Consider the following 24,004-nt stretch of genomic DNA (forward strand, 5'->3'; position numbering starts at 1 on the left):
ATTATTTTCAGAAGCTTTCGAAGATTTCTTCAACAACTTCAACCACTTGCGCTTACGATCTCTCGTTAGCGGGAGGCGAATTCTACAGCGTTACACGCTGCTGTCAACACCTCTTTTTCAACTTCCTGAGCGCTTCGATGAACTGAAGCAACCTGCTGCCGAAAACCGCGTAACTCATTGTTTACCAAGGAGTTTTCCGTTTCGACTGCGCCGGAAGTGGGGCGAATTATAGACATCCAGAATCTGCCGTCAATGCCTTTCTTCATATTTCTGTCATATAAGTCAGAAAAGCCCCAAAAACGCAAAAGCCGGCCCCAAGTGCCGGCTTTTGCCTCAAGCGTTACAAGCTAGGGAAAGCAAACTGCGACGCTTCATGGCTGGCCCGTTGCGGCCAACGCTGGGTAATCGCCTTGCGACGGGTATAGAAACGCACACCATCCGGCCCATACGCATGCAAGTCACCAAACAGCGAGCGCTTCCAGCCACCAAAGCTGTGATACGCCACCGGCACCGGCAACGGCACGTTAACCCCGACCATGCCCACTTCAATCTCGTCACAGAACAAACGCGCCGCTTCACCATCACGGGTGAAGATACACGTACCGTTGCCGTACTCGTGGTCGTTGATCAGTTGCATCGCCGCTTCCAGGCTATCGACCCGCACCACGCACAGCACTGGCCCAAAGATCTCTTCTTTGTAGATACGCATCTCAGGCGTCACATGATCAAACAGGCTGCCCCCCAGGAAGAACCCCTCTTCGTGACCGGCAACGCTCAGACCGCGACCATCAACCACCAACTTGGCACCCGAAGAAACTCCGTCTTCTATATAGCCACTGACCTTATCCCGCGCCTGCCCCGTCACCAACGGCCCCATATCCAGGCCGCAGGAGGTGCCCGCACCGATCTTCAGCGCCTTGACCTGCGGCACCAACTTGGCGATCAACGCATCCGCGACCTGGTCGCCCACGCACACGGCCACCGAGATTGCCATGCAACGCTCACCGCACGAACCATACGCCGCGCCCATCAACGCGCTGACGGCGTTATCCAGATCCGCATCCGGCATCAATACCGCGTGGTTCTTCGCCCCACCCAGCGCCTGCACGCGTTTACCGCGCTTGGTCGCCTCGGCATAGATGTACTCGGCAATCGGCGTCGAGCCCACAAAACTCAGCGCCTTCACTTCCGGCGCTTCGATCAGCGCATCCACTGCGCCCTTGTCACCGTGCACCACGCTCAGCACACCTTTGGGCAAACCGGCTTCCTGCAACAGTTGTGCGATCAACAGCGTCGAGCTTGGATCACGCTCCGACGGCTTGAGGATGAAACAGTTACCGCAAACAATCGCCAGCGGATACATCCACAACGGCACCATTGCCGGGAAGTTGAACGGAGTAATACCCGCTACCACGCCCAACGGCTGGAAATCCGACCAGGCATCAATATTCGGTCCTACGTTACGGCTGTATTCGCCCTTCAGAATCTCCGGCGCGGAACAGGCGTATTCAACGTTCTCGATGCCACGCTTCAATTCACCGGCAGCATCTTCCAGCGTCTTGCCATGCTCTTCGCTGATCAACTGCGAAATGCGCGCTTCGTTCTGCTCCAGCAATTGCTTGAAACGAAACATCACCTGGGCACGCTTGGCCGGCGGGGTATTACGCCAGGCCGGGAACGCCGCCTTGGCCGAGTCGATCGCCTGTTGAATGGTTTCACGACTGGCCAACGGCACCTGGTGGATCACTTGGCCGGTCGACGGGTTGTAGACGTCGGCACTACGACCGCTGTCATTGACCAATTCACCGTTGATCAAATGCTGGATAAGGCTCATGCAGGGCTCCTGAAAAATTGTTCTATATAGAAGGAGAAATCAGTCGATCTTGTTCAGCACTTCGCCGACCGCATCGAACAGGCGATCCAGGTCCTGCGGCTTGCTGTTGAAGGTTGGCCCGAACTGCAGGGTGTCACCGCCAAAACGTACGTAGAAACCGGCTTTCCACAAGGCCATGCCGGCCTCGAATGGACGCACGATCGCATCACCGTCACGCGGGGCAATCTGAATCGCACCGGCCAGACCGTAGTTGCGGATGTCGATCACGTTCTTGCTGCCCTTCAACCCGTGCAGCGCATTCTCAAAGTGTGGAGCGACTTCGGCTACGCTCTGCACCAGATTCTCCTTCTGCAGCAGGTCCAAAGCCGCCAGGCCTGCAGCACATGCAACCGGGTGCGCCGAGTACGTATAGCCGTGTGGGAATTCCACCGCATACTCCGGCGTCGCCTGGTTCATGAACGTCTGATAAATCTCGCTGCTGGCAATCACCGCACCCATCGGGATGGCACCGTTGGTGACTTGCTTGGCGATGCACATCAGGTCTGGCGTCACGCCAAAGCTGTCGGCGCCAAACATCGAACCCGTACGGCCAAAACCGGTGATCACTTCGTCGAACACCAGCAGGATATTGTGCTGATCGCAAATTTCACGCAGACGCTTGAGGTAACCCTGCGGTGGCACTAGTACGCCAGCAGAGCCGGCCATCGGCTCGACAAACACCGCGGCGATGTTCGACGCGTCGTGCAGTTCGATCAACTTGAGCAACTCATCGGCCAAGGCGATGCCGCCCTGCTCCGGCATGCCACGGGAGAACGCATTGCTCGCCAACAGGGTGTGCGGCAGATGGTCAACATCCATCATCGCCTGACCAAAAATCTTACGGTTGCCGTTCACACCGCCCAAGCTGGTACCGGCAATGTTCACACCGTGATAACCACGGGCACGGCCGATCATCTTGGTCTTGGTCGACTGCCCCTTCAGGCGCCAGTAGGCACGCACCATCTTCACCGCGGTATCGGCGCACTCGGAGCCGGAGTCGGTGAAGAACACGTGGTTCAAGTTGCCTGGAGTCAGGTCGGTAATCTTTTCCGCCAACTGGAAGGACAACGGATGACCATATTGGAAGCCCGGCGAGTAGTCCAAAGTCCCCAGTTGCTTGGCCACCGCTTCCTGGATTTCCTTGCGCGTATGCCCGGCGCCGCACGTCCACAAACCCGACAACGAGTCGTAGACCTTGCGCCCCTTGTCATCGATCAACCAGCTACCTTCCGCGCCCACGATCAAACGCGGGTCACGCTGGAAGTTACGGTTGGCGGTGTAAGGCATCCAGTGCGCGTCCAACTTCAGTTGGCTGGCCAGGGACGATGGGGCGTTTTCGGGCATGTTCATCAGCAAAACCTCGCAGGGCAAAAGGCAGCGTCGGGATTGAAAAGCGTTGTTGCAGCTAAATTGCCACGGCGATAAAGTCGGTGAAATTCAACTCTTCTAACCTTCAGTCAGGCCTTCACTAAACTATGAGCAGCCGTCGACCCGATCCCCTCGCCCAAGTCAGCGACTTCGATATACGCTTGTTGCGCATCTTTCGCAGCGTGGTCGAATGCGGCGGCTTCTCGGCAGCGGAAACCGTGCTCGGCATCGGCCGCTCCGCCATCAGCCAGCAAATGAGCGACCTGGAGCAGCGCCTCGGACTGCGACTCTGCCAGCGCGGCCGCGCCGGTTTCTCCCTGACCGAAGAAGGCCGCGAGGTCTACCAGTCCGCGTTGCAACTGTTGAGCGCCCTGGAAAGCTTCCGCACCGAGGTCAACGGCCTGCACCAGCATCTGCGCGGCGAGTTGATCATTGGCCTCACCGACAACCTCGTCACCCTGCCCCACATGCGCATCACCCACGCCCTCGCGCAGTTGAAGGAACGCGGCCCGGACGTGCAGATCCAGATCCGCATGATCGCCCCCAACGAAGTCGAGCAAGGCGTACTCGACGGCCGCCTGCACGTCGGCGTGGTGCCCCAGGCCAGCGCCCTCTCTGGATTGGAATACCAGCCGCTGTACAGCGAGCGCTCGCTGCTCTACTGCGCAGTCGGCCACCCGCTGTTCTACGCCGACGACAAGCAACTGGACGACGCACGTATTGATAGCCAGGACGCCATCGCCCCCACCTTCCGCCTGCCCGCCGATATCCAGGCCCACTATCAGGCGCTCAACTGCACCGCCAGCGCCTCGGACCGCGAAGGCATGGCGTTCCTGATCCTCACCGGCCGCTACATCGGCTACCTGCCCGACCATTACGCCAGTCTATGGGTGCAACAAGGCCGACTGCGCGCGCTGAAACCGGCTACACGTTTTTACGATTTGAGCCTGGCATCGGTCACACGCAAGGGGCGTCGCCCTCATTTGGTGCTGGAAAGCTTCCTGGAAAGCCTGGCCGCCACCCGTTAATTCGGGCGCAAACGAAAAGCTGAGCAGTTGGACAGCTTTTTGCAAGAACCCAAGGACATAGACCTTGAGTTTGCCCGCCATGCCACCAGAATCCTCCAGCAGCAGCGACCTGATCTACGGCCTCAACGACCGCCCGAAACCCGCCCCGGCCCTGCTCGCCGCACTGCAACATGTGCTGGCCGCGTTCGTCGGCATCATCACCCCGCCGCTGATCATCGGCTCCACCCTGGGCCTTACCGCGCACTTGCCCTACCTGATCAGCATGGCGTTGATGGTCTCCGGCGTCGGCACCTTCATCCAGGCACGTAGGCCGTATGGCATCGGCGCCGGCATGATCTGCCTGCAGGGCACCAGCTTTGCGTTTCTCGGCGCGGTGTTGTCGGCGGGTTTCCTGGTCAAGCAACGCGGCGGCAGCCCGGAAGACATCATGGCAATGATCTTTGGCGTGTGCTTTTTTGGCGCCGTGGTGCAGATCGTGCTGAGTCGCTTCATCGGTCAACTGCGCCGGGTTATCACACCGTTGGTGACGGGGATTGTCATTACCCTGATCGGCATCAGCCTGATCAAGGTCGGTATTACCGATCTGGGCGGTGGCTTCAATGCCCCCGACTTCGGCGCCCCCATCAATCTGGCACTGGGCGTGTTCGTCGTATTGACGATCATCCTGCTCAACCGCTCGAACACCCCATGGGTGCGCCTCTCGGCCATCATCATCGGCCTGGCGCTGGGCAGCCTCGCGGCCTGGTTCAGCGGCAAGCTGGTGCCCCAAGCCTTGCCCGACCTGCCCCTGGTCAGCCTGCCGATCCCATTCCGCTACGGCTTCAACTTCGACTGGAGCGCTTTCCTGCCCATCGCGCTGATTTATCTGATCAGCAGCATCGAAACCGTCGGCGACCTCACCGCCAACTGCATGATCGCCCGCCAGCCCATCAGCGGCCCTTCTTATATAAGCCGACTCAAGGGCGGCGTACTCGGTGACGGCGTCAGCTGCATGATCGCCGCCACCTTCAGCGCCTTCCCCAACACCACGTTTGCCCAGAACAACGGCGTGATCCAACTCACCGGCGTGGCCAGCCGTTACGTCGGCTTATACATCGGCGTGCTGTTGTTTTGCCTCGGCTTGTTTCCGTTGATTGGCGCGGTACTCCAGCAAATCCCCAAACCGGTGTTGGGCGGCGCAACCCTGGTGATGTTCGGCAGCGTGGCCGCCGCCGGGGTGCGCATCCTCGCCCAGGCGCCACTGGATCGGCGCAGCATGTTGATCATCGCCACCTCGTTCGGCGTCGGCCTGGGCATCGCCGCCCAACCGAACCTGCTGCACCTGATGCCGACGCTGGTGCAGAGCCTGTTCGACTCGGCGATCACCAGCGGCGGCTTGACCGCCATCGTGCTGTGCCTGCTATTACCGGAAGCCAAGGCCACCGGGAATGCCGCAAACCACGCGTCGGAAAGCGACACGGTGGAATCGCTCTGACGGTTTTATTGCATCAGGACTTGTCTGAGGCTTGAGGGTGGGTTATCTGTGCACACGTCGTCTCTATCGATCTGCACGGAAACCTCCATGAGCCTCGAAGTTCCTGCCCACAGCAACCCCACCGGAAAACCCGCCAGCCGCATTCGGCAAAAGAACGAACAAGCGATTCTCCAGGCTGCTGAAGACGAATTCGCGCGCCATGGCTACAAAGGCACCAGCATGAACACCATTGCTGCCAGTGCCGGGCTGCCCAAGGCCAACTTGCACTACTACTTCACCAACAAGCTGGGCCTCTATATCGCGGTGCTCAGCAATATCCTCGAACTGTGGGACAGCACCTTCAACACGCTGACCGCCGAGGACGACCCCGCGGTAGCCCTGGCTCGCTACATCCGCACCAAGATGGAGTTTTCGCGACGCCAGCCCCAGGCCTCGCGGATCTTCGCCATGGAGATCATCAGTGGCGGCGAATGCCTCACCGAATATTTCAGCCAGGACTACCGCGCCTGGTTCAGTGGCCGGGCCGCCGTGTTCCAGGCCTGGATCGATGCGGGCAAGATGGACCCCGTCGACCCCGTACACCTGATCTTCCTGCTGTGGGGCAGCACCCAACACTATGCCGACTTCGCCACCCAGATCTGCCGCGTCACCGGTCGCACCAAGCTGACCAAGCAGGATATGGAAGACGCCGGCACCAACCTGATCCACATCATTCTCAAGGGCTGCGGCGTCAAGCCGGCTCTATAAACGAAGCGACTTATGCCTTTCACGCTCACCGGCCTTTGCGAGTTTCACGAAGAAATCCGCAAAAGCCGCTTTATCACCCTCGCCGCCCCGATCACCAGCCCGCAGGACGCCCAGGCGTTTTTCGCGCAACACAGCGACTTGAACGCCACGCACAACTGCTGGGCCTGGAAATTGGCTGATCAATACCGCAGCAACGACGATGGCGAACCCGGCGGCACCGCCGGGCGGCCGATCCTGGCGGCCATCGAGGCGCAAGGTTTCGATCAAGTCGCGGTGCTGGTGATCCGCTGGTACGGCGGCATCCAGCTCGGTACCGGCGGCCTCGCCCGTGCTTATGGCGGCGGTGCGAACAAATGCCTGCAGAACGCCGAGCGCATCGAACTGATCAGCCGCGTCCCGCTGAGTTGCGCTTGCAGCTTCTCCGAGTTGAACCTGGTGAAACTGCGTGTCGCCGACCTGGGCGGGCTGGTGGTGGAAGAAACCTTCACTGCCAATGGCGTCGAACTACAACTCGCTGTCGGCCAAGCGCATATCGATACCCTGCAAATTCAACTCGCCGACCTCAGCCGCGGGCGTATCCTGCTACAACGCTGAACTCCCTGAACCGCGACTCCAAAGGAAGCTTTTCATGTCTACGCCAAAAACCGCACTGATCATCGGCGCCTCCCGCGGGCTGGGCCTTGGCCTGGTCAAGCAACTGCTCCAGGACGGCTGGGACGTGACCGCCACCGTGCGTGACCCGAGCAAGGCCGACGCCCTCAAAGCGCTCGGCCCGGTGCAGATCGAGAAACTCGACATGGACGATCAGCAAGCCGTGATCGCCCTGAGCCAGCGCCTCAAGGCGCGCACCTTTGACCTGCTGTTCGTCAACGCCGGCGTCAAAGGCCCGGCCAACCAGGAGCCTGGCCACGCCACCCTGGCGGAAGTCGGCCAACTGTTTTTCACCAACGCCGTGGCGCCGATCAACCTGGCCCAGCGCTTTGTCGGGCAGATCCGCAAGGACAGCGGCGTGTTGGCCTTCATGAGTTCGGTGCTGGGCAGCGTGACCATCCCCGACGGTTCCGACCTGGCGCTGTACAAGGCCAGCAAGGCTGCACTCAATTCCATGACCAACAGTTTCATCACCCAACTGGGCGATCACAAACCCACCGTGCTATCGCTGCACCCGGGCTGGGTGAAGACCGACATGGGCGGCGAAAACGCCCACATCGATGTCGACACCAGCGTGCGTGGCCTGGTGGATCAGGTAAATGCCTACACCGGCAAAGGCGGCCATCACTTCATCGACTACAAAGGCGACACCATCGCCTGGTAAATGTCGGCAGTCAGAATGTGGGAGGGGGGACTTTCCCTTTCCCACACTGACTGAGCCTACTTTCCTACAGATGGACGAGACCCCGAACTACACGTAATCTAGCCCCTCGCCTTCACCGGCGACCCTGGATCAGCAGACAGGGCAACACTGAGCTGGCAAACCTGAACCCATCATTCAGAGGAGCCGGCCAATGCCTGCGACCCGTATCTGGTTAAAAAACCCCCTCGCGATTTTCACTGCCAACGGCCTCGACGCCCGTGGCGGCCTGGTGCTGCAAGACGGTGTCATCACCCAAGTGCTGGCCCTGGGACAAACACCCGCACAGCCCTGCGCACAAACTTTCGATGCCCGTGAGCATGTGGTCCTGCCGGGCCTGATCAATACCCATCACCACTTCTACCAAACCCTGACCCGCGCCTGGGCGCCGGTGGTCAACCAGCCGTTGTTCCCCTGGTTGAAAACCCTGTACCCGGTCTGGGCACGCCTCACCCCGGAAAAACTCGCCCTGGCCACCAAAGTCGCGCTGGCCGAACTGCTGCTCTCGGGCTGCACCACGGCGGCCGACCACCATTACCTGTTCCCCGACGGCCTGGAAAACGCCATCGACGTGCAAGTGCAAAGCGTGCGCGAACTGGGCATGCGCGCCATGCTCACCCGCGGTTCCATGAGCCTGGGCGAAGCCGATGGCGGCCTGCCACCACAACAAACCGTGCAACAAGGCCAGGTGATCCTCGACGACAGCCAGCGCCTGATCCGCGCATACCACGAGCGTGACGAAGGCGCGCAGGTCCAGATCGCCCTGGCGCCGTGCTCGCCGTTCTCCGTCACGCCAGAAATCATGCGCGCCAGCGCCGAATTGGCTGACAGTCTCGACGTACGCCTACACACACACTTGGCGGAAACCCTCGACGAAGAAGATTTTTGCCTACAGCGCTTCGGCCTGCGCACCGTGGACTACCTCGACAGCGTCGGCTGGCTTGGCCCGCGCACCTGGCTGGCCCACGGCATTCACTTCAACCCGGATGAAATCGAACGCCTCGGCGCGGCCGGCACCGGCATCTGCCATTGCCCAAGCTCGAATATGCGTTTGGCCTCGGGCATCTGCCCGACCCTGGACCTGCTCGCCGCTGGCGCGCCCATCGGTCTTGGCGTGGACGGTTCAGCCTCCAACGATGCGTCAAATATGATCCTTGAAGCGCGCCAGGCCCTGTACATCCAGCGCTTGCGCTACGGCGCGGAAAAGATCACCCCCGAAGGCGTGCTGGGCTGGGCGACCAAAGGTTCTGCGCAGTTGCTGGGGCGCACGGATATTGGTGAATTGGCTGTGGGAAAACAGGCCGACCTCGCGCTGTTCAAACTGGATGAACTGCGCTTCTCCGGCAGTCACGACCCGATCTCGGCACTGCTGTTGTGCGGCGCCGACCGGGCGGACCGGGTGATGGTGGCGGGTAAGTGGCGGGTGATTGATGGCCAAGTGGAAGGCCTGGACCTGAAAGGTTTGATCGCCGATCACAGCCAAGCGGCTCGAGCATTGATCGCCGGAACCTAAGTCATACGCAAATCAAAATGTGGGAGCGGGCTTGCCCGCGAAGACGGCGGGTCAGTCAATGCATGTGCTGACTGATACACCGCTTTCGCGGGCAAGCCCGCTCCCACAGCTGATTGGCGGCGGCTATAGACCCAGTAACGACAACATAATGAAGGTCGCAAACAACACAAAATGCGTCATCCCCTCAATGGCATTGGTTTCCCCGTCATTGAGGTTGATCGCACTGACAATCAACGTGATCAACACCATCACCGTCTGCACTGGCGTCATCGCCATCTGGAACGGCTGGCCAGTGTAGAGCGCCATCGCCTCCATCACCGGCACGGTCAGGATCACCGTCGACAACGAGGCCCCCAACGCGATATTGACCACCGACTGCATGCGGTTGGCCAACGCCGCACGCAACGCCGTCAGAATCTCCGGCGCCGCCGAAATGGCCGCGACCACAATTGCCGTGATCACCGGCGGTGCGCCCGTGCCCTCCAGGCCCAGGTCGAGGGTCTTGGACATCACCTCGGCCAACGCGCCAATCACAATCACGCCAAACACCAACGTACCGATAGAAAACGCCAGATTGATCGAATGCGCCTCTTCCGACGGCTTCTTACCGCGTTTCTCCGGGTAGCTGTAGCTGAAGAAATAACTGTGCGGCCCCACCTGCATGCGCAGGAACAGGGTGTAGAGCACCACCATCGCGCCGATGGTGAATGCCGAGTAAATTTTCCAGTCGGCCTCTGGGATAAATTCCGGCACCACCATCGACACGCCCATGGCCGTCAGAATCATCACGCTGTAGCTGCGCGCCGAATCGTCGTTGTAGGACTGTTCGCCATGCTTGATGCCGCCCATCAGCGCCGCCAGGCCGAGGATGCCGTTGATGTCGAGCATCACCGCCGAATAAATCGTGTCGCGCACCAAGGTCGGCGAAGGCTCGTTACTCATCATGATCGCCAGGATCACCACTTCCACCAGCACGGCGGCCAGGGTCAGGATCATGGTGCCGTAGGGGTCACCGACTTTTTCCGCGAGCTGCTCGGCGTGATGGGCCACGCGCATCGAGGCGATCACGATGAACACGATCAGCACCACCCCGCCAAGCAGTGCTACGCCCTGCCCGCTGTTGAGCATCCAGTGTTCCAGGGGGTATGCGGCGATGGCGGCAAGCAGCGCCAGCAGCATGAATTTTTCTTGCTTGAGGGATGTGAGCATTCCGGGCCTTATCAAACAGCGAATCAGTCATTGATGGAGTACAGACTACGGCAGGCTGCTAACGTTTCGTTACACCTTAGTTCACGCGGCCCTTGCGCGAATCCAACGAAAACGATCCTGCTGGTCAGGTTTTACCGATTATTTCAGCCATGCCCTGTAGAATGCCGCCATTGCACCTGATGAGAATTTAGAAAATGTACGATTGGCTCAACGCCCTGCCCAAGGCTGAACTGCACCTGCACCTGGAGGGTTCGCTGGAGCCTGAGCTGCTGTTCGCCCTGGCCGAGCGCAACAAGATTGCGCTGCCGTGGAACGATGTCGAAACCTTGCGCAAGGCTTACGCCTTCAACAACCTGCAAGAGTTTCTCGACCTGTACTACAAGGGTGCCGATGTGCTGCGCACCTCCCAGGATTTCTACGACCTGACCTGGGCCTATCTGCTGCGCTGCAAAGCGCAGAACGTGATCCACACCGAACCGTTCTTCGACCCGCAGACCCACACCGACCGTGGCATCCCGTTTGAAGTAGTGCTCAACGGTATCGCCGCTGCACTCAAAGATGGCGAGCAGCAACTGGGCATCACCAGCGGCTTGATCCTCAGTTTCCTGCGCCACCTGAGCGAAGCCGAAGCCGAGAAAACCCTGGATCAGGCCCTGCTATTCCGTGACGCGTTCGTGGCCGTGGGCCTGGACAGCTCGGAAATGGGCCACCCGCCGAGCAAGTTCCAGCGCGTGTTCGACCGTGCCCGTCACGAAGGCTTCCTCACCGTGGCCCACGCCGGCGAAGAAGGCCCGCCCGAGTACATCTGGGAAGCCATCGACCTGCTGAAAATCCAGCGCATCGACCATGGTGTACGCGCCATCGAAGACGAGCGTTTGATGCAGCGCATCATCGACGAGCAGATCCCGCTGACCGTGTGCCCGCTGTCCAACACCAAGCTCTGCGTGTTCGATGACATGTCCCAGCACAACATCCTCGACATGCTCGAACGCGGCGTGAAGGTCACCGTGAACTCGGATGACCCGGCGTACTTCGGCGGTTATGTCACCGAGAACTTCCACGCGCTGCACACCGCGCTGGGCATGACCCAGGACCAGGCCAAACGCCTGGCGCAGAACAGCCTGGATGCACGCTTGGTCAAGCCATAACCCGCACTCACTGGATGAGTGCAGGCTAAATGTGGGAGCGGGCTTGCTCGCGAAAGCGGTGGATCAGTCCATATAGCACTGACTGAAAGACCGCCTTCGCGAGCAAGCCCGCTCCCACATTAGAGGTGTATCGTCGATCAGATTTCGCTCAGCTCTTCCAGCGTCTTGCCCTTCGTCTCCATCCCAAACACCCACACCACCAGCGCCGCCACCGCAAAACACAGCGCGCCCAGGGCAAACACCCCACCCTGCCCGGTCATCGGAAATACCAACCCGGTCACCAACGGCCCCAGCAACGAACCGACCCGGCCGATCGCCGAGGCAAACCCGGACCCGGTCGCACGCGCCGAGGTGGGATAGAGTTCAGGCGTATAGGTGTACAACACCGCCCACATGCCAAACAGAAAGAACTGCATCAACAAGCCCGAGGTGATCAGCAAGCCCACATTGCCGCCAAACACCGCGCTTTGCCCATACACAAACGCCATCACCCCGCCACCGAGCAGCGTCACCACACACACCGGTTTACGTCCCCAGCGCTCCACCAGCCAGGCCGCCATCAGGAAACCGGGAATCCCGCCCAGGGAAATGATCACCGTGTAATACACCGACTGCGTCACCGCAAAACCCGACTGCTGCAACAGCGCACTCAACCACGACGTCAGCCCGTAGAAGCCGAGCAGGGCAAAAAACCACACACTCCAGATCATCATCGTGCGTTGGCGATACTGCACCGACCACAGTTGCTGGAACGCCGAGAAAAATGTGCCCGGCGTGCTCTCCCCCCGTGGCAGGCGAATTGGCTCCGGCAACTGTGCGCCGCCCAGGGAGTTGCGCACTTTCTGCTCGATGCCCTGCAACACTTTGTCCGCCGCGTCATGCCGCCCGGCCTGTTCCAGCCAGCGCGGCGACTCAGGGATAAAAAACCGGATCGCCAGCACAAACACCGCCGGCACCGCCAACACCAGGAAAATGTCGCGCCAGCCGATCACCGGCAGCAAGAAGTACGACAGCACACCCGCAGCCACAAAACCCAACGGCCAGAAACCATCCATCAAGGCGATGTAACGCCCGCGCCGCTTGGCTGGAATCAACTCCGACAGCATCGACTGCGCGATGGGAAACTCCATGCCCATGCCGATGCCCAGCAAGATGCGAAACAGCGTCAGCGTCTCTACCGTCTGCGCGGTGGAACACAGGTAACTGGCGATGCCCCATAACACGATGCTCCACTGGAACACCGGCTTGCGCCCGAAGCGGTCGGCGAGCATCCCGGACAACGATGCGCCCACCACCATGCCGAAAAAACTCGAACTGGCCAGCAATCCGGCCTGGGCCGTACTCAGCCCGAACTCGGTTTTGATCGAGCCCAACAGGAAGGTCATCATCGCCAGGTCCATGGAGTCGAAGAAAAACGCCAGGGCGATGATGATGAAAATGACTCGGTGGTAGCCGCTGATGGGCAACCGTTCCAACCGTTCCGCTGCGCTGTAGCCTCTCATACCCATGCCGCACCCCCAGTGTAAAAGTCCTCTCGGCGAGTGTGCGGCATGCTTTTTCCAGATTATTGCTGGATGCGACCTGATTGAAACTCTGAACGACGCCCGTATGGCCAAGGTTGCCGGGGCACAGGTATCTGCACAACTTTTGGCGAGCGCAAACACTATGACAACCGTGTTGTAGTGAGCGGGTTCGCCCGCGCCGGATGGCGAAGCCGCCCCAAACGGGACGCCGCCGTGTATCAGTAAGACCGCGGCGCCTGGATTTGGGGCGGCTTCGCCACCCGGCGCGGGGCGAGCCCGCTCACTACAGGGATGAGGTTCACGGTTTAGAGATTCTCGGGCGCAGCCAAACGATTGATTTCCACCAGCCCGCTGTCGTTGACCTGCAAGGCGTGTGACTCCTTGATCAGGCTGACCCAGTTCGATTGCAGAAACAGTTGCAGCAAGCCCGCGCCCAACGCACCGCCCAGATGCGGTTGCTGCTGGCTCCAGTCGAAACAATCACACACCACGGGCAATGCCAGCGCCTGGGTAAAAATCCCCAGGTCTGCCAAATGCCGAGCGCCCTTGAGGGTCACGCCCAGACGCTGCTCATGCCGCGCAATCCAGCCGGCCGCCAACATCCGTTGATACAACCCTGCCGCCAGTTCGCCGCCAAGGTGGCCGTGGCACATCCTGGCGTGACGCAGCAGCGATGGCACCACCAACGGCGGCGGTGGCGCACCCGGGCGACTGCGTGCGGCGCTGGCCATGGTGGTACTGGCCAAGGCATCGATGGCCGCACTGACATCCGGTGCCGCCACACGAAACAAGCGCTGGCCACGACGGGTCTCGACCCGCAGCAAGCCGCCACCTGTCAATCGCGCCAAATGCGCAATGGCCGAGGCCGGTGACAGCCCTGCATGCGCCGCCAGATCCTGCGACGACTTTGCCGAGCCGTCCATCAAGGCCCAGAGCATCGCCGTGCGCTTGGGCTCGGCGAGCAAGCTGGCAACTTGACTGATGCAAGGTGCTTCTTCCATGGTTTCACTCCCTGTTAAATCATTTTTCTGCTGTGGTTGGCGCCAAAGTATAGGGGCGCAAGCAACCCGTTCCGCGCCGTCCGATAGCGCGGATAAGGACAGAATCTGAGTGAAATTTCCTCGCTTGCTGGAGGCTACTGCCCAGCGGTCAATCGCTCCGGCCACTGCGCGGTCAAAGTCGCACAACGCGACACAAGCATTTCGCGCAGCAGGTTGACCGGTTTGCTCAATTGCGCACGGTGGGCACACAGCAGATTCAGCGGCGTACGCTCACCACGCAGCTCCGGCAGGATCACGCGCAAGCGCCCGGCGAGCACGTCAGCGCTGACATCCAGCCAGGACTTGTAGGCAATCCCCACCCCCGCCACTGCCCAGCGGCGCACCACGTCGGCATCGTCACTGAAGCGGTCGCCACTCACCGTCAGGCTGACCTCGCGTTTGCCGTCGTGAAAGCTCCAGCGGTCATGCACGCGGCTGCCGAGCATGTACAGCAGGCAATTGTGCTGGGCCAATTGCTCCAGGTGCCGGGGTTCGCCGTGCCGTGCGAGGTAGCCGGGCGCCGCGCACAACACGCGCACATTGTCCGGGGCCACCGGCAATGCGATCAGGCTGGAGTCCTCGGGCTCGCCGTAGCGCAGGGCGATGTCCACCGGCTGGCGAAACAGATCGGCAATCCGGTCGCCCAACAACAGACGCACGGTCAGTTGCGGATGCTCACGCTGGAAGTCATCCAACCACGGCAGCAACAGGTTGCGCCCCAGGTCCGAGGGTGCGGACAACTGCAGCACACCGCTGACCTGATCCTGGCCACTGGCCAATAGGCGCCGCCCCTCGTCCAGCGAACTCAGCGCAGCGCGGGCATATTCCAGGAACCCCTCACCTTCAGCCGTCAGGCGCAGGCTGCGGGTGGAGCGCGCCAGCAAGCGTGCGCCCAGTTGCTGTTCGATGCGCTTGAGCGCTGCACTGGCCACGGCGGGCGACAGGTCCATCACCCGCGCTGCCGCCGACAGGCTGCCCAAATCCGCCGAACGTACAAACAACTGCAAATCGTCAAAACGCAGCATGCCGCCCATCCATTATCAAAATTTTATTGAAACAGACCTCTGTTTTAGCCGCTTTTATCTATACGGGAAATAGCCAATCATCTGTCCATCCCGTTTATTCGCCCATTCCCCGGAGCCCCCCCATGAAAGCCATCGCGTACTACAACTCGCTACCGATCAACGATCCCCAATCCCTGCAAGACATCGAACTGCCAGCGCCGATCGCCGGCCCGCGTGACCTGCTGGTGGAAGTCAAAGCCATCTCGGTCAACCCGGTGGACACCAAAGTGCGCCAGAACGTCGCCCCGGAAAACGGCGCCGCCAAGGTGCTGGGCTGGGACGTGGCCGGGGTGGTCAAGGCGGTCGGCAGCGACGTGACGCTGTTCAAGGCCGGCGATAAGGTGTTCTACGCCGGCTCCCTGGTACGCCCCGGCGGCAACAGCGAACTGCACACCGTGGACGAACGCATCGTTGGCCACATGCCCAAGAGCCTGGGTTTTGCCGAAGCCGCCGCGCTGCCGCTGACGGCGATCACCGCCTGGGAATTGCTCTTCGAGCGCCTGCAAGTATCAGAGGGCAAAGAAGACAGGGGCCAGAGCCTGCTGATCGTCGGTGCCGCCGGTGGCGTGGGGTCGATCCTGACCCAACTGGCCAGCCAGCTCACCGCGCTGAAGGTGATCGGCAGCGCCTCGCGCCCGCAAACCCAGGCCTGGGCCAAGGCACTGGGCGCAGACCTGGTGATCGACCACAGCCAACCGCTGAGCGAAGAACTCAAACGCGCCGGTGTCGGCCAGGTCACCCACGTCGCCAGCCTGACGCAAACCGACCAACACCTCGATCAACTGGTCGAAGCCCTGCAACCCCAGGGCAAGCTGGCGTTGATCGACGACCCGAAGGCGCTGGACGTCAGCAAGCTCAAGCGCAAGAGCCTGTCGCTGCATTGGGAGTTCATGTACACGCGTTCGATGTTCGAGACGGCGGACATGATCGAGCAGCACCACCTGCTCAACCGCGTCGCCGAGCTGATCGACGCTGGCACCCTGCAAACCACGGTGGGCGAACACTTCGGCGTGATCAACGCGGCGAACCTGCGCCGCGCCCATGCCCTGCTGGAAAGCGGCACGGCCAAGGGCAAGATCGTGCTGGAAGGATTCTGAAAAGGGTCTGTAGGCGTCGTCCGTTATTCATGTGAGTGATGGACGACACCATTAGTCAGAGAGTTGATCTTTGTCATATTTGCGCGGGTATTCGGGTTTATATTGGCCGCCTTTGCCACGATTCTTTTACGCGAGGAAGTCAGTAATGAAGATCCTGATAAAAGCGTTAGCAAAATCCCAGTGGGAAGTGCGCCTGGACCAGAAGGCCATCACCTTCCACAGTGAAGCCGAGGCCCGCGCCTTTGCCGATACCCTGCAAGCCCGAATCCAGGCCCCTCACCGTCTTCCCGTCAACCAGCAACACTCCACCGCTGGCTGACCGCCACCTCAGACCTGCGCTTGCGCGGCCCGAGCCCGCTGCAGGCGCTGGGTCGACACGGCCACCGTCACTGCCAACACACCGCACAGGCTGATGACCATGGCCATCGGCATCGCCGTGCCATCGTGCAACAGGCCGACCAACGACGCCGCCCCCGCCGCCACACCAAACTGAATGCAACCGAGCAGCGCCGACGCACTGCCCGCCCGCGCCCCTTGCCCACTCATGGCGCAGGCCGAGGTATTGGGCAAAATGCAGCCCAGGCTGGCGATGCAGATAAACAGCGGCACCAGCAGCGGCCACAGGGCATCGGTGTGCAAAGCGCTGATCGCCAGCAATGACAACGCCGCCGCCAGGTACACCCACACGCTGCGCGACAGCAAGAACGCCGGGCCGCGCTTGGCCAGCAAGCGCGCGTTTACTTGGGCGATCAGGATGAAACCGGCCGCGTTGGAACCGAACACCCAGCCGTAATGCTCGGCAGGCACGCCATAGAGTTTGATGAATACGAAAGGTGAACCGGCGATGTAGGCAAACATCCCGCCAATCGCAATACCGCCAGTGAGGGCGTAGCCGAGGTAGACCCGGTCCGACAGCAACGACAGGTAGCGCCGCAGCGAGCCGGACAATGGCTGGCGCGGCTGATGGGCCGGGAAGGTTTCCGGCAGGCCGACGGCCACCGCAATCGCCGCCAATACACTGAACGCGGTCAGCGCGAGGAAGATCGACTGCCAGCCCCACAACCCGACCATCACCCCACCCGCCAACGGTGCGAGGATCGGCGCCAACCCCGTGACCAGCATCAGTTGGGAAAACACCTTGGCCGACCCCACCGCATCACATTTGTCGCTGACCACGGCGCGGGAAATCACCATGCCCGCACAACCACCCAGGGCCTGGACGAAACGTGCGGCGATCAGCCATTCCAACGACGGCGCATAGGCACAGGCAAAGGACGCGAGGGTAAACAGGGTCACACCGCTGAGCAGCGGCACGCGCCGGCCAAAGCGATCGGCCAGCGGGCCGTAGATCAATTGGCCGATGGCCAGGCCGGTGAAATACACCGCCAGGGTGGTCTGGATATGTTTTTCGTCAGTGCCGAACGCGATAGCCATGGCGGGGAAGCCCGGCAGGTAAAAGTCGATCGCCAACGGTGCGAAGGCGCTCAAGGCGCCCAGAATCAGAATTATGCGCAGGTTCATCAGACACCCAAGTGAGTCGGCAGCTCGACAGTCTAGCCGCGCTTGGGTGCCTTGAACATTACGTTAGCTCGCTAACTATTAAAAATCAGACGACGCTGTAGCCTTCTTCCCGAATCGCGTCGGCGATTTGCTGCGCGCTCAGTTGGCTTTGCACGCTGACTTGCTTCGCGGCGAGGTCCACCTTCACTTCGGCGCTCGGGTCCTGGTTGTGCACTGCCTGGGTCACCGATTTGACGCAATGGCCGCAGGTCATTCCTTCAACGCTGAATACTTGCATGACATGACTCCTGTATTGAGGGTGGAGGCAGTCTCGACCTTGCCATCATGGCAAGGTCAAGCTCAGAAAATATCCGCCGGGCTGGTATTCGCCCGCGCTGTCGGCCAAGCTTCACCCATCTTTGATTCAACCCACGGAGCATTCGCCATGCGCTGGTCGTTTTTTGCCCTTGCCGGCCTGATGAGCTTGTCTGCCGCTGCGCCGCTGGCCAGTGCCGCAGAAGACTATGCGGTGTTGATCATTTCCCGGGAACGCCTGGAAGTGTCGACCAACTGCGAGATCGGCCTGTACCTGAATGATCAGTTGGCCGGGCGGCTGTTCCAGGAACAGTCCACCTCGTTCAACCTGCCGGCGGGCAACCTGTCGTTGCGCCTCAAGTTGCTGCCGGGCCAGGCACCGGGCTGCCAGCCGGGCCTGCTCGCGCCGCCAGCACAGAACATCACGTTGAAGGTTGGCGACGTGCGCAAACTGCGCATTGCCCAGGGTCCGGACGGCATGTATCTCAAAGCCGCTGCGCTGGACTATTAAACGGCCTTGACCTTCCCCACAGGTCAAGGTTGATGCTAGGGGCCACTTCTCCTGGAGGACTGCCCCATGAATGGAACCACCACCTTTGACCTGCCGATCAGCGGCATGACCTGCGCCAGCTGTGCCGGCCGCGTCGAGCGCGCGCTGGGCAAGGTGCCGGGGGTGCAAAGCGTCAGCGTCAACCTGGCCAACGAGCGTGCCCACGTCGTAGTGGCGGGCCAGATGGACCCTGGTGTGTTGATTGCCGCCGTCGACAAGGCCGGCTACACCGCCACCCTGCCGCAGAGTGAAACCGCTACCGAAGTCGATCAGGCCCAGCGCCTGCAGCGCGAACGCCTGTCGCTGCTGCTGGCGATTGCCCTGGCGCTGCCGCTGGTACTGCCGATGCTGGTGGAACCCTTCGGCCTGCACTGGATGCTGCCCGCCTGGGTGCAGTTCGCCCTGGCCACCCCGGTGCAATTCATCTTTGGCGCACGCTTCTATATCGCTGCGTGGAAAGCCGTGCGCGCCGGTGCTGGCAATATGGATTTGCTCGTGGCCATCGGCACCAGCGCCGGTTACGGCCTGAGCATCTATGAATGGCTCAGCGCCCACCCCGGCATGGCGCCGCACCTGTATTTCGAAGCCTCGGCGGTGGTGATCGCCCTGGTGCTGCTGGGCAAATACCTCGAAAGCCGCGCCAAGCGTCAGACCGCCAGCGCCATCCGCGCCCTTGAAGCCTTGCGCCCGGAGCGGGCGATTCGGGTCAATGGCGGGCGTGAAGAAGACGTCGCCATCAACGCGCTGGCGCTCAATGACCTGGTGTTGGTCAAGCCCGGCGAACGCTTCCCGGTGGACGGTGAAGTGGTGGAAGGCCAGAGCCATGCCGACGAAGCGCTGATCAGCGGCGAAAGCCTGCCGGTGCCGAAGCAGCCAGGGGACAGCGTTACCGGCGGCGCCATCAACGGCGAAGGCCGCCTGCTGGTGCGCACCACCGCCCTGGGCGCCGAAAGCGTGTTGGCGCGGATCATCCGCCTGGTGGAAGACGCCCAGGCCGCCAAGGCGCCGATCCAGAAACTGGTGGATAAAGTCAGCCAAGTGTTCGTGCCCGCCGTGCTGGTGCTGGCGTTGGTCACGTTGGTGGGCTGGTGGCTGTACGGCGCATCGCTGGAAACCGCGATCATCAACGCGGTCGCCGTGCTGGTGATTGCCTGCCCGTGCGCCCTGGGCCTGGCTACACCCACCGCAATCATGGCCGGCACCGGCGTGGCTGCGCGCCATGGCATCCTGATCAAGGACGCCGAAGCCCTGGAGCGCGCCCATGCAGTCAGCGCCGTGGTCTTCGACAAGACCGGCACCCTCACCTCCGGCACGCCAAAAATCGCGCATCTGAGCGCCGTGGATGGCAACGAAGCCCTGCTGCTGCAACAGGCCGGGGCGCTGCAACGTGGCAGTGAACACCCGCTGGCCAAGGCCGTGCTGGACGCCTGCAACGAACAAGGCCTGGTGGTGGCCGACGTGAGCGCCAGCCAATCCCTGACCGGGCGCGGCATCGCCGGTACCCTCGATGGTCGGCAGTTGGCCCTGGGCAACCGCCGCCTGCTCGAAGAAAGCGGCTTGAACGCCGGTGACCTGGCCGAGTCCGCCAAGGCCTGGGAGGCCGAAGGCCGCACCCTGTCCTGGCTTATCGAGCAAGGCGCGCAACCGCGGGTGCTGGGGCTGTTCGCCTTTGGCGACACGCTCAAGCCCGGCGCACTGGAAGCAGTCCACCAACTCAAGGCGCAACACATCAGCAGCCACCTGCTCACCGGCGACAACCGCGGCAGTGCGCGCGTGGTGGCCGAGGCGCTGGGCATCGACGACGTGCACGCCGAGGTGCTGCCCGCCGACAAAGCCGCCACCGTCACCGAATTGAAAAAAACCGGCGTGGTGGCCATGGTCGGCGACGGCATCAACGACGCCCCGGCCCTCGCCGCCGCCGATATCGGCATCGCTATGGGGGGCGGCACCGACGTGGCCATGCACGCGGCCGGCATTACCTTGATGCGCGGTGATCCACGCCTGGTGCCGGCCGCGCTGGAGATCAGCCGCAAGACCTACGCAAAAATCCGCCAGAACCTGTTCTGGGCCTTTGTGTATAACTTGATCGGCATTCCACTGGCAGCATTCGGCCTGCTCAACCCGGTGTTGGCCGGTGCGGCGATGGCGCTGTCGAGTGTCAGCGTGGTCAGTAATGCCCTGCTGCTGAAAACCTGGAAACCCAAGGACCTGGAGGATCACCGCCCATGAACATCGGCCAAGCCGCACGCCAGAGCGGGCTCAGCGCGAAGATGATTCGCTACTACGAATCCATCGGCTTGCTCAAGGCCGCCCACCGCACCGACAGCGGCTACCGTGTGTACGGTGCCGACGACCTGCACACCCTGGCGTTTATCAAACGCTCGCGGGACTTGGGGTTTTCTTTGGAGGAGGTCGGCAAACTGCTGACCCTGTGGCAGGACCGGCATCGGGCCAGCGCCGACGTAAAAGCCCTGGCGCGCCAGCACATTGATGAGTTGAATCAGAAGATCATGGAACTGGGGCAGTTGCGCGATACGTTGCAGGACCTGGTGGAGCACTGCCATGGCGATCATCGGCCGGACTGTCCGATTCTCAAGGAGTTGGCTTCGGGCAGTTGCTGCACCTGATGGAATCTACCTGACTACATACAAAACCAAATGTGGGAGCGGGCTTGTGTGGGAGCGGGCTTGCTCGCGAAGACGGTGTGTCAGTCAACGATATATTCACTGATCCACCGCATTCGCGAGCAAGCCCGCTCCCACATTTTTAGATCTACGCAGGCCTTGAGATCACTGCATCCAAGGCGGCGGCGGTGGCTCGTCCGGCACTTTGCTCGGTGGTGCATCGTCCGCCGCGCGGATCGCCTGCCGACGCTCTTCATCCAGCCGCGCCGCTTCGATCTCGCGGATTACACCGCCCACGTCCGCCAGCTCTTCCGGCTCATCGAACTCGCCGGTCAACACACTGGCCGGGTGCAACGTGCCGGCTTCGTAAAGCGCCCACATTTCCTTGGCGTATTTGGTCTTTTTCAACTCCGGGGCAAAACGCCCGAAGTACGACGCCATGTTGCCCACATCCCGCTCCAGCATGCTGAACGCGTGGTTGTTGCCCGCCGCATCCACCGCCTGGGGCAGGTCGATGATCACCGGGCCGGTCGGCGTGAGCAGTACGTTGAACTCGGACAAGTCACCGTGCACCAGGCCGGTACACAGCATCAGCACGATCTGCGAGATCAGGAAGGCATGGTATTCACGCGCCTGGTCCGGCTCCAGCACCACGTCATTCAGGCGCGGCGCCGCATCGCCGTACTCGTCGGCCACCAGTTCCATCAACAGCACGCCTTCCAGGAAGTCGAACGGCTGGGGCACGCGAACGCCCGCACCGGCCAGGCGGAACAACGCCGCCACTTCAGCGTTCTGCCAGGCATCTTCGGTTTCTTTCTTGCCGAATTTGGAGCCCTTGGCCATGGCCCGGGCCTGACGACTGTTGCGGACCTTGCGGCCTTCCTGGTATTCGGACGCCTGACGAAAACTTCGTTTGTTCGCCTCCTTGTAAACCTTGGCGCAACGCAATTCATTGCCGCAGCGCACCACATAAACAGCTGCTTCTTTACCACTCATGAGTGGGCGCAGCACTTCGTCGACCAGACCGTCTTCGATCAGGGGTTCAATGCGTTTAGGAGTCTTCATCAGCTTTTATTGTGGGTCCTTTATTACCAAATACGCGTATGGCACTCGTTATACGGCAATCGGCCCGCCGGTGGGAGAGGCGACTGACCGTTGATCACTTAAGAATGCATCAGATATGCCAGTTTCAGCGCTCAATGATCGCCGTAACCCCCTGCCCGCCTGCCGCACAGATTGAAATCAGCCCACGCCCCTTGCCCGCCGCGTCCAACAGTTTGGCCAGGTTGGCGACGATACGCCCACCCGTGGCAGCAAACGGGTGCCCGGCCGCCAATGAACTGCCCTTGACGTTGAGCCGGCTGCGGTCGATCGCGCCGAGGGGGGCATCAAGCCCGAGGCGCGTCTTGCAGTAGTGCGCATCCTCCCACGCCTTGAGCGTGCACAACACCTGGGCAGCGAAGGCTTCGTGGATCTCGTAGTAATCGAAGTCTTGCAGCGTCAGGCCATTCCTCGCCAGCAAACGCGGCACCGCATACACCGGCGCCATCAACAGGCCTTCGGCACCGTTGACGAAATCCACCGCCGCCGCTTCACCATCGCGCAAATACGCGAGGATCGGCAGGCCACGCTCTTTAGCCCAGGCCTCGCTGCCCAACAATACCAATGAGGCACCATCTGTCAGAGGCGTGGAGTTGCCCGCCGTGAGCGTGGCTTTTTCGCCGCGTTCGAACGCCGGCTTGAGCGCGGCAAGTTTCTCCAGGGTCAGATCCGGGCGCAGGTTGTTATCGCGGGTCAGGCCGAGGAACGGCGTGAGCAAATCGTTGTGCCAGCCTTCGGCGTAGGCGGCCGCCATGTTCCGGTGACTCTCCAGCGCCAGCTGATCTTGCTCGGCGCGGGGGATCTGCCAGGTCTGCGCCATCAGTTCGCAATGCTGGCCCATGGACAACCCTGTGCGTGGCTCACCGTTGCGCGGCAGTTCCGGCTTGAGGTGATGGGGGCGCAGTTGCAACAGCACTTTAAGCCTGTCCGCCAGGGATTTGCTGCGGTTGGCTTGCAGCAGAATCTTGCGCAGCCCTTCGTTGACGCCGATGGGCGCGTCGGACGTGGTGTCGACCCCACCCGCAATCGCGCACTCGATCTGGCCCAGGGCGATTTTGTTGGCCACCAGCAACGCCGCCTCAAGCCCGGTGCCGCATGCTTGTTGAATGTCATAGGCCGGGGTTTGCGGCGACAGGCGCGAGCCGAGCACGCATTCGCGGGTCAGGTTGAAGTCCCGCGAATGCTTGAGCACCGCGCCGGCGGCCACCTCGCCGATACGCAAACCGTGCAGGTTGTAACGCTCGATCAGGCCTTCCAGCGCAGCGGTCAGCATCGCCTGATTGCTCGCCGTGGCGTAGGGACCATTGGAGCGGGCAAAAGGGATACGGTTACCGCCAATGATCGCTACACGGCGCAATTGAGTCATGAAAATCTCCCTGCTGGAAATGGGTGTAATCCGTCAGCCTAGCCTAGGCTGATCGAACGACTAGCGCGTTTTGATGGTCAACTCTTCTTTGAACCACAGTTTCTGGAGAGCGT

Annotated in this window: 23 protein-coding genes; 13 read left to right on the forward strand and 10 right to left on the reverse strand. The window is 61.4% G+C overall.

The annotated features are described in order from the left end of the window. Positions 1–232, forward strand: a 232-nt coding sequence (locus tag IB241_RS27580) for a hypothetical protein (RefSeq protein WP_225595645.1), incomplete at its 5' end; no start/stop codon positions are given. Between the two features lie 108 nt (positions 233–340). Here IB241_RS27580 and IB241_RS21070 read toward each other — a convergent pair. Next, on the reverse strand, positions 341–1,834 hold the full coding sequence (locus IB241_RS21070) for a CoA-acylating methylmalonate-semialdehyde dehydrogenase (RefSeq protein WP_192300141.1): 1,494 nt from the start codon (positions 1,832–1,834) through the stop codon (positions 341–343). Between the two features lie 39 nt (positions 1,835–1,873). Beyond that, the gene (locus tag IB241_RS21075) at positions 1,874–3,223 is read right to left on the reverse strand and encodes an aspartate aminotransferase family protein (RefSeq protein ID WP_192300142.1); all 1,350 of its coding nucleotides are present in this window, start codon (positions 3,221–3,223) and stop codon (positions 1,874–1,876) included. A gap of 125 nt (positions 3,224–3,348) precedes the next feature. Between IB241_RS21075 and IB241_RS21080 the strand changes: the two genes are divergently transcribed. The 6 genes from IB241_RS21080 (at position 3,349) to IB241_RS21105 (ending at position 9,354) form a co-directional block, all read left to right on the forward strand. Continuing rightward, on the forward strand, positions 3,349–4,269 hold the full coding sequence (locus IB241_RS21080; RefSeq protein WP_192300143.1) for a LysR family transcriptional regulator: 921 nt from the start codon (positions 3,349–3,351) through the stop codon (positions 4,267–4,269). 79 nt (positions 4,270–4,348) lie between these two features. Then, positions 4,349–5,743: a uracil-xanthine permease family protein gene (locus IB241_RS21085; RefSeq protein ID WP_192300144.1), complete on the forward strand. Its 1,395-nt coding sequence runs from the start codon at positions 4,349–4,351 to the stop codon at positions 5,741–5,743. Between the two features lie 87 nt (positions 5,744–5,830). Then, the gene (locus tag IB241_RS21090) at positions 5,831–6,490 is read left to right on the forward strand and encodes a TetR/AcrR family transcriptional regulator (protein WP_192300145.1); all 660 of its coding nucleotides are present in this window, start codon (positions 5,831–5,833) and stop codon (positions 6,488–6,490) included. 12 nt (positions 6,491–6,502) lie between these two features. Then, positions 6,503–7,084: an IMPACT family protein gene (locus IB241_RS21095; RefSeq protein WP_192300146.1), complete on the forward strand. Its 582-nt coding sequence runs from the start codon at positions 6,503–6,505 to the stop codon at positions 7,082–7,084. Between the two features lie 34 nt (positions 7,085–7,118). Further along, complete coding sequence (locus IB241_RS21100) at positions 7,119–7,805, forward strand: SDR family oxidoreductase (protein ID WP_192300147.1); 687 nt, start codon at positions 7,119–7,121, stop codon at positions 7,803–7,805. Between the two features lie 190 nt (positions 7,806–7,995). Beyond that, positions 7,996–9,354: an 8-oxoguanine deaminase gene (locus tag IB241_RS21105; RefSeq protein WP_192300148.1), complete on the forward strand. Its 1,359-nt coding sequence runs from the start codon at positions 7,996–7,998 to the stop codon at positions 9,352–9,354. Between the two features lie 123 nt (positions 9,355–9,477). On the opposite strand, the gene IB241_RS21110 is transcribed toward IB241_RS21105, so the two are convergent. Beyond that, positions 9,478–10,563, reverse strand: coding sequence for a calcium:proton antiporter (locus tag IB241_RS21110; RefSeq protein ID WP_192300149.1), 1,086 nt, complete (start codon positions 10,561–10,563; stop codon positions 9,478–9,480). A gap of 194 nt (positions 10,564–10,757) precedes the next feature. Between IB241_RS21110 and IB241_RS21115 the strand changes: the two genes are divergently transcribed. Next, positions 10,758–11,711, forward strand: a complete 954-nt coding sequence (locus IB241_RS21115; protein WP_192300150.1) for an adenosine deaminase — start codon at positions 10,758–10,760, stop codon at positions 11,709–11,711. Between the two features lie 137 nt (positions 11,712–11,848). Here IB241_RS21115 and IB241_RS21120 read toward each other — a convergent pair whose 3' ends face one another. The 3 genes from IB241_RS21120 to IB241_RS21130 form a co-directional block, all read right to left on the reverse strand. Next, complete coding sequence (locus IB241_RS21120; protein ID WP_192300151.1) at positions 11,849–13,219, reverse strand: MFS transporter; 1,371 nt, start codon at positions 13,217–13,219, stop codon at positions 11,849–11,851. Positions 13,220–13,539: 320 nt separating this feature from the next. After that, complete coding sequence (locus tag IB241_RS21125; protein ID WP_192300152.1) at positions 13,540–14,235, reverse strand: ArsR/SmtB family transcription factor; 696 nt, start codon at positions 14,233–14,235, stop codon at positions 13,540–13,542. Between the two features lie 134 nt (positions 14,236–14,369). Then, entirely contained in the window at positions 14,370–15,299 is a 930-nt protein-coding gene (locus IB241_RS21130; RefSeq protein ID WP_192300153.1) for a LysR family transcriptional regulator, read from the reverse strand. 122 nt (positions 15,300–15,421) lie between these two features. Here IB241_RS21130 and IB241_RS21135 point away from each other — a divergent pair, with 122 nt between their 5' ends. Both IB241_RS21135 and IB241_RS21140 read left to right on the forward strand, forming a co-directional pair. Next, the gene (locus IB241_RS21135; RefSeq protein WP_192300154.1) at positions 15,422–16,435 is read left to right on the forward strand and encodes a zinc-binding alcohol dehydrogenase family protein; all 1,014 of its coding nucleotides are present in this window, start codon (positions 15,422–15,424) and stop codon (positions 16,433–16,435) included. A 145-nt stretch (positions 16,436–16,580) separates the two neighbouring features. After that, positions 16,581–16,754: a hypothetical protein gene (locus IB241_RS21140; protein WP_192300155.1), complete on the forward strand. Its 174-nt coding sequence runs from the start codon at positions 16,581–16,583 to the stop codon at positions 16,752–16,754. Between the two features lie 8 nt (positions 16,755–16,762). Here the strand turns inward: IB241_RS21140 and IB241_RS21145 are convergent, their stop codons facing one another. Further along, entirely contained in the window at positions 16,763–17,956 is a 1,194-nt protein-coding gene (locus tag IB241_RS21145; RefSeq protein WP_192300156.1) for a multidrug effflux MFS transporter, read from the reverse strand. Between the two features lie 85 nt (positions 17,957–18,041). Next, positions 18,042–18,233 (reverse strand): heavy-metal-associated domain-containing protein, encoded by a 192-nt coding sequence (locus tag IB241_RS21150; protein WP_192300157.1) that lies wholly within the window; start codon positions 18,231–18,233, stop codon positions 18,042–18,044. 147 nt (positions 18,234–18,380) lie between these two features. On the opposite strand from IB241_RS21150, the gene IB241_RS21155 reads away from it, so the two are divergent. The 3 genes from IB241_RS21155 (at position 18,381) to cueR (ending at position 21,427) form a co-directional block, all read left to right on the forward strand. Continuing rightward, positions 18,381–18,761 (forward strand): hypothetical protein, encoded by a 381-nt coding sequence (locus IB241_RS21155; protein WP_192300158.1) that lies wholly within the window; start codon positions 18,381–18,383, stop codon positions 18,759–18,761. 66 nt (positions 18,762–18,827) lie between these two features. Continuing rightward, complete coding sequence (locus IB241_RS21160) at positions 18,828–21,029, forward strand: heavy metal translocating P-type ATPase (protein ID WP_192300159.1); 2,202 nt, start codon at positions 18,828–18,830, stop codon at positions 21,027–21,029. Further along, on the forward strand, positions 21,026–21,427 hold the full coding sequence (cueR, locus tag IB241_RS21165; RefSeq protein WP_192300160.1) for a Cu(I)-responsive transcriptional regulator: 402 nt from the start codon (positions 21,026–21,028) through the stop codon (positions 21,425–21,427). Before IB241_RS21160 ends, cueR begins: the two co-directional genes overlap by 4 nt. Before the next feature lie 162 nt (positions 21,428–21,589). Here cueR and IB241_RS21170 read toward each other — a convergent pair whose 3' ends face one another. Next, positions 21,590–22,489, reverse strand: coding sequence for a PA4780 family RIO1-like protein kinase (locus IB241_RS21170; RefSeq protein ID WP_014716761.1), 900 nt, complete (start codon positions 22,487–22,489; stop codon positions 21,590–21,592). A gap of 124 nt (positions 22,490–22,613) precedes the next feature. Next, positions 22,614–23,891 carry an acetyl-CoA C-acetyltransferase gene (locus tag IB241_RS21175; protein WP_192300161.1) on the reverse strand — a complete coding sequence of 426 codons (1,278 nt, stop codon included), beginning with the start codon at positions 23,889–23,891 and terminating at the stop codon, positions 22,614–22,616. Positions 23,892–24,004: the final 113 nt, after the last annotated feature.

It is taken from the genome of Pseudomonas sp. PDM05, from assembly GCF_014851685.1.
Taxonomy (GTDB): Bacteria; Pseudomonadota; Gammaproteobacteria; order Pseudomonadales; family Pseudomonadaceae; genus Aquipseudomonas.

Bases quoted from the DNA above. Each gene is read 5' to 3' on its own strand.
- IB241_RS21145 (WP_192300156.1), bottom strand. From the start codon at position 17,956: ATGAACCTGCGCATAATTCTGATTCTGGGCGCCTTGAGCGCCTTCGCA.
- IB241_RS21160 (WP_192300159.1), top strand. From the start codon at position 18,828: ATGAATGGAACCACCACCTTTGACCTGCCGATCAGCGGCATGACCTGC.
- IB241_RS21115 (WP_192300150.1), top strand. From the start codon at position 10,758: ATGTACGATTGGCTCAACGCCCTGCCCAAGGCTGAACTGCACCTGCAC.
- IB241_RS21095 (WP_192300146.1), top strand. From the start codon at position 6,503: ATGCCTTTCACGCTCACCGGCCTTTGCGAGTTTCACGAAGAAATCCGC.
- IB241_RS21175 (WP_192300161.1), bottom strand. From the start codon at position 23,891: ATGACTCAATTGCGCCGTGTAGCGATCATTGGCGGTAACCGTATCCCT.
- IB241_RS21075 (WP_192300142.1), bottom strand. From the start codon at position 3,223: ATGAACATGCCCGAAAACGCCCCATCGTCCCTGGCCAGCCAACTGAAG.
- IB241_RS21130 (WP_192300153.1), bottom strand. From the start codon at position 15,299: ATGCTGCGTTTTGACGATTTGCAGTTGTTTGTACGTTCGGCGGATTTG.
- IB241_RS21110 (WP_192300149.1), bottom strand. From the start codon at position 10,563: ATGCTCACATCCCTCAAGCAAGAAAAATTCATGCTGCTGGCGCTGCTT.
- IB241_RS21070 (WP_192300141.1), bottom strand. From the start codon at position 1,834: ATGAGCCTTATCCAGCATTTGATCAACGGTGAATTGGTCAATGACAGC.
- IB241_RS21080 (WP_192300143.1), top strand. From the start codon at position 3,349: ATGAGCAGCCGTCGACCCGATCCCCTCGCCCAAGTCAGCGACTTCGAT.
- IB241_RS21135 (WP_192300154.1), top strand. From the start codon at position 15,422: ATGAAAGCCATCGCGTACTACAACTCGCTACCGATCAACGATCCCCAA.
- IB241_RS21170 (WP_014716761.1), bottom strand. From the start codon at position 22,489: ATGAAGACTCCTAAACGCATTGAACCCCTGATCGAAGACGGTCTGGTC.
- IB241_RS21105 (WP_192300148.1), top strand. From the start codon at position 7,996: ATGCCTGCGACCCGTATCTGGTTAAAAAACCCCCTCGCGATTTTCACT.
- IB241_RS21100 (WP_192300147.1), top strand. From the start codon at position 7,119: ATGTCTACGCCAAAAACCGCACTGATCATCGGCGCCTCCCGCGGGCTG.
- IB241_RS21120 (WP_192300151.1), bottom strand. From the start codon at position 13,219: ATGGGTATGAGAGGCTACAGCGCAGCGGAACGGTTGGAACGGTTGCCC.
- IB241_RS21125 (WP_192300152.1), bottom strand. From the start codon at position 14,235: ATGGAAGAAGCACCTTGCATCAGTCAAGTTGCCAGCTTGCTCGCCGAG.
- cueR (WP_192300160.1), top strand. From the start codon at position 21,026: ATGAACATCGGCCAAGCCGCACGCCAGAGCGGGCTCAGCGCGAAGATG.
- IB241_RS21090 (WP_192300145.1), top strand. From the start codon at position 5,831: ATGAGCCTCGAAGTTCCTGCCCACAGCAACCCCACCGGAAAACCCGCC.
- IB241_RS21140 (WP_192300155.1), top strand. From the start codon at position 16,581: ATGAAGATCCTGATAAAAGCGTTAGCAAAATCCCAGTGGGAAGTGCGC.
- IB241_RS21085 (WP_192300144.1), top strand. From the start codon at position 4,349: ATGCCACCAGAATCCTCCAGCAGCAGCGACCTGATCTACGGCCTCAAC.
- IB241_RS21150 (WP_192300157.1), bottom strand. From the start codon at position 18,233: ATGCAAGTATTCAGCGTTGAAGGAATGACCTGCGGCCATTGCGTCAAA.
- IB241_RS21155 (WP_192300158.1), top strand. From the start codon at position 18,381: ATGCGCTGGTCGTTTTTTGCCCTTGCCGGCCTGATGAGCTTGTCTGCC.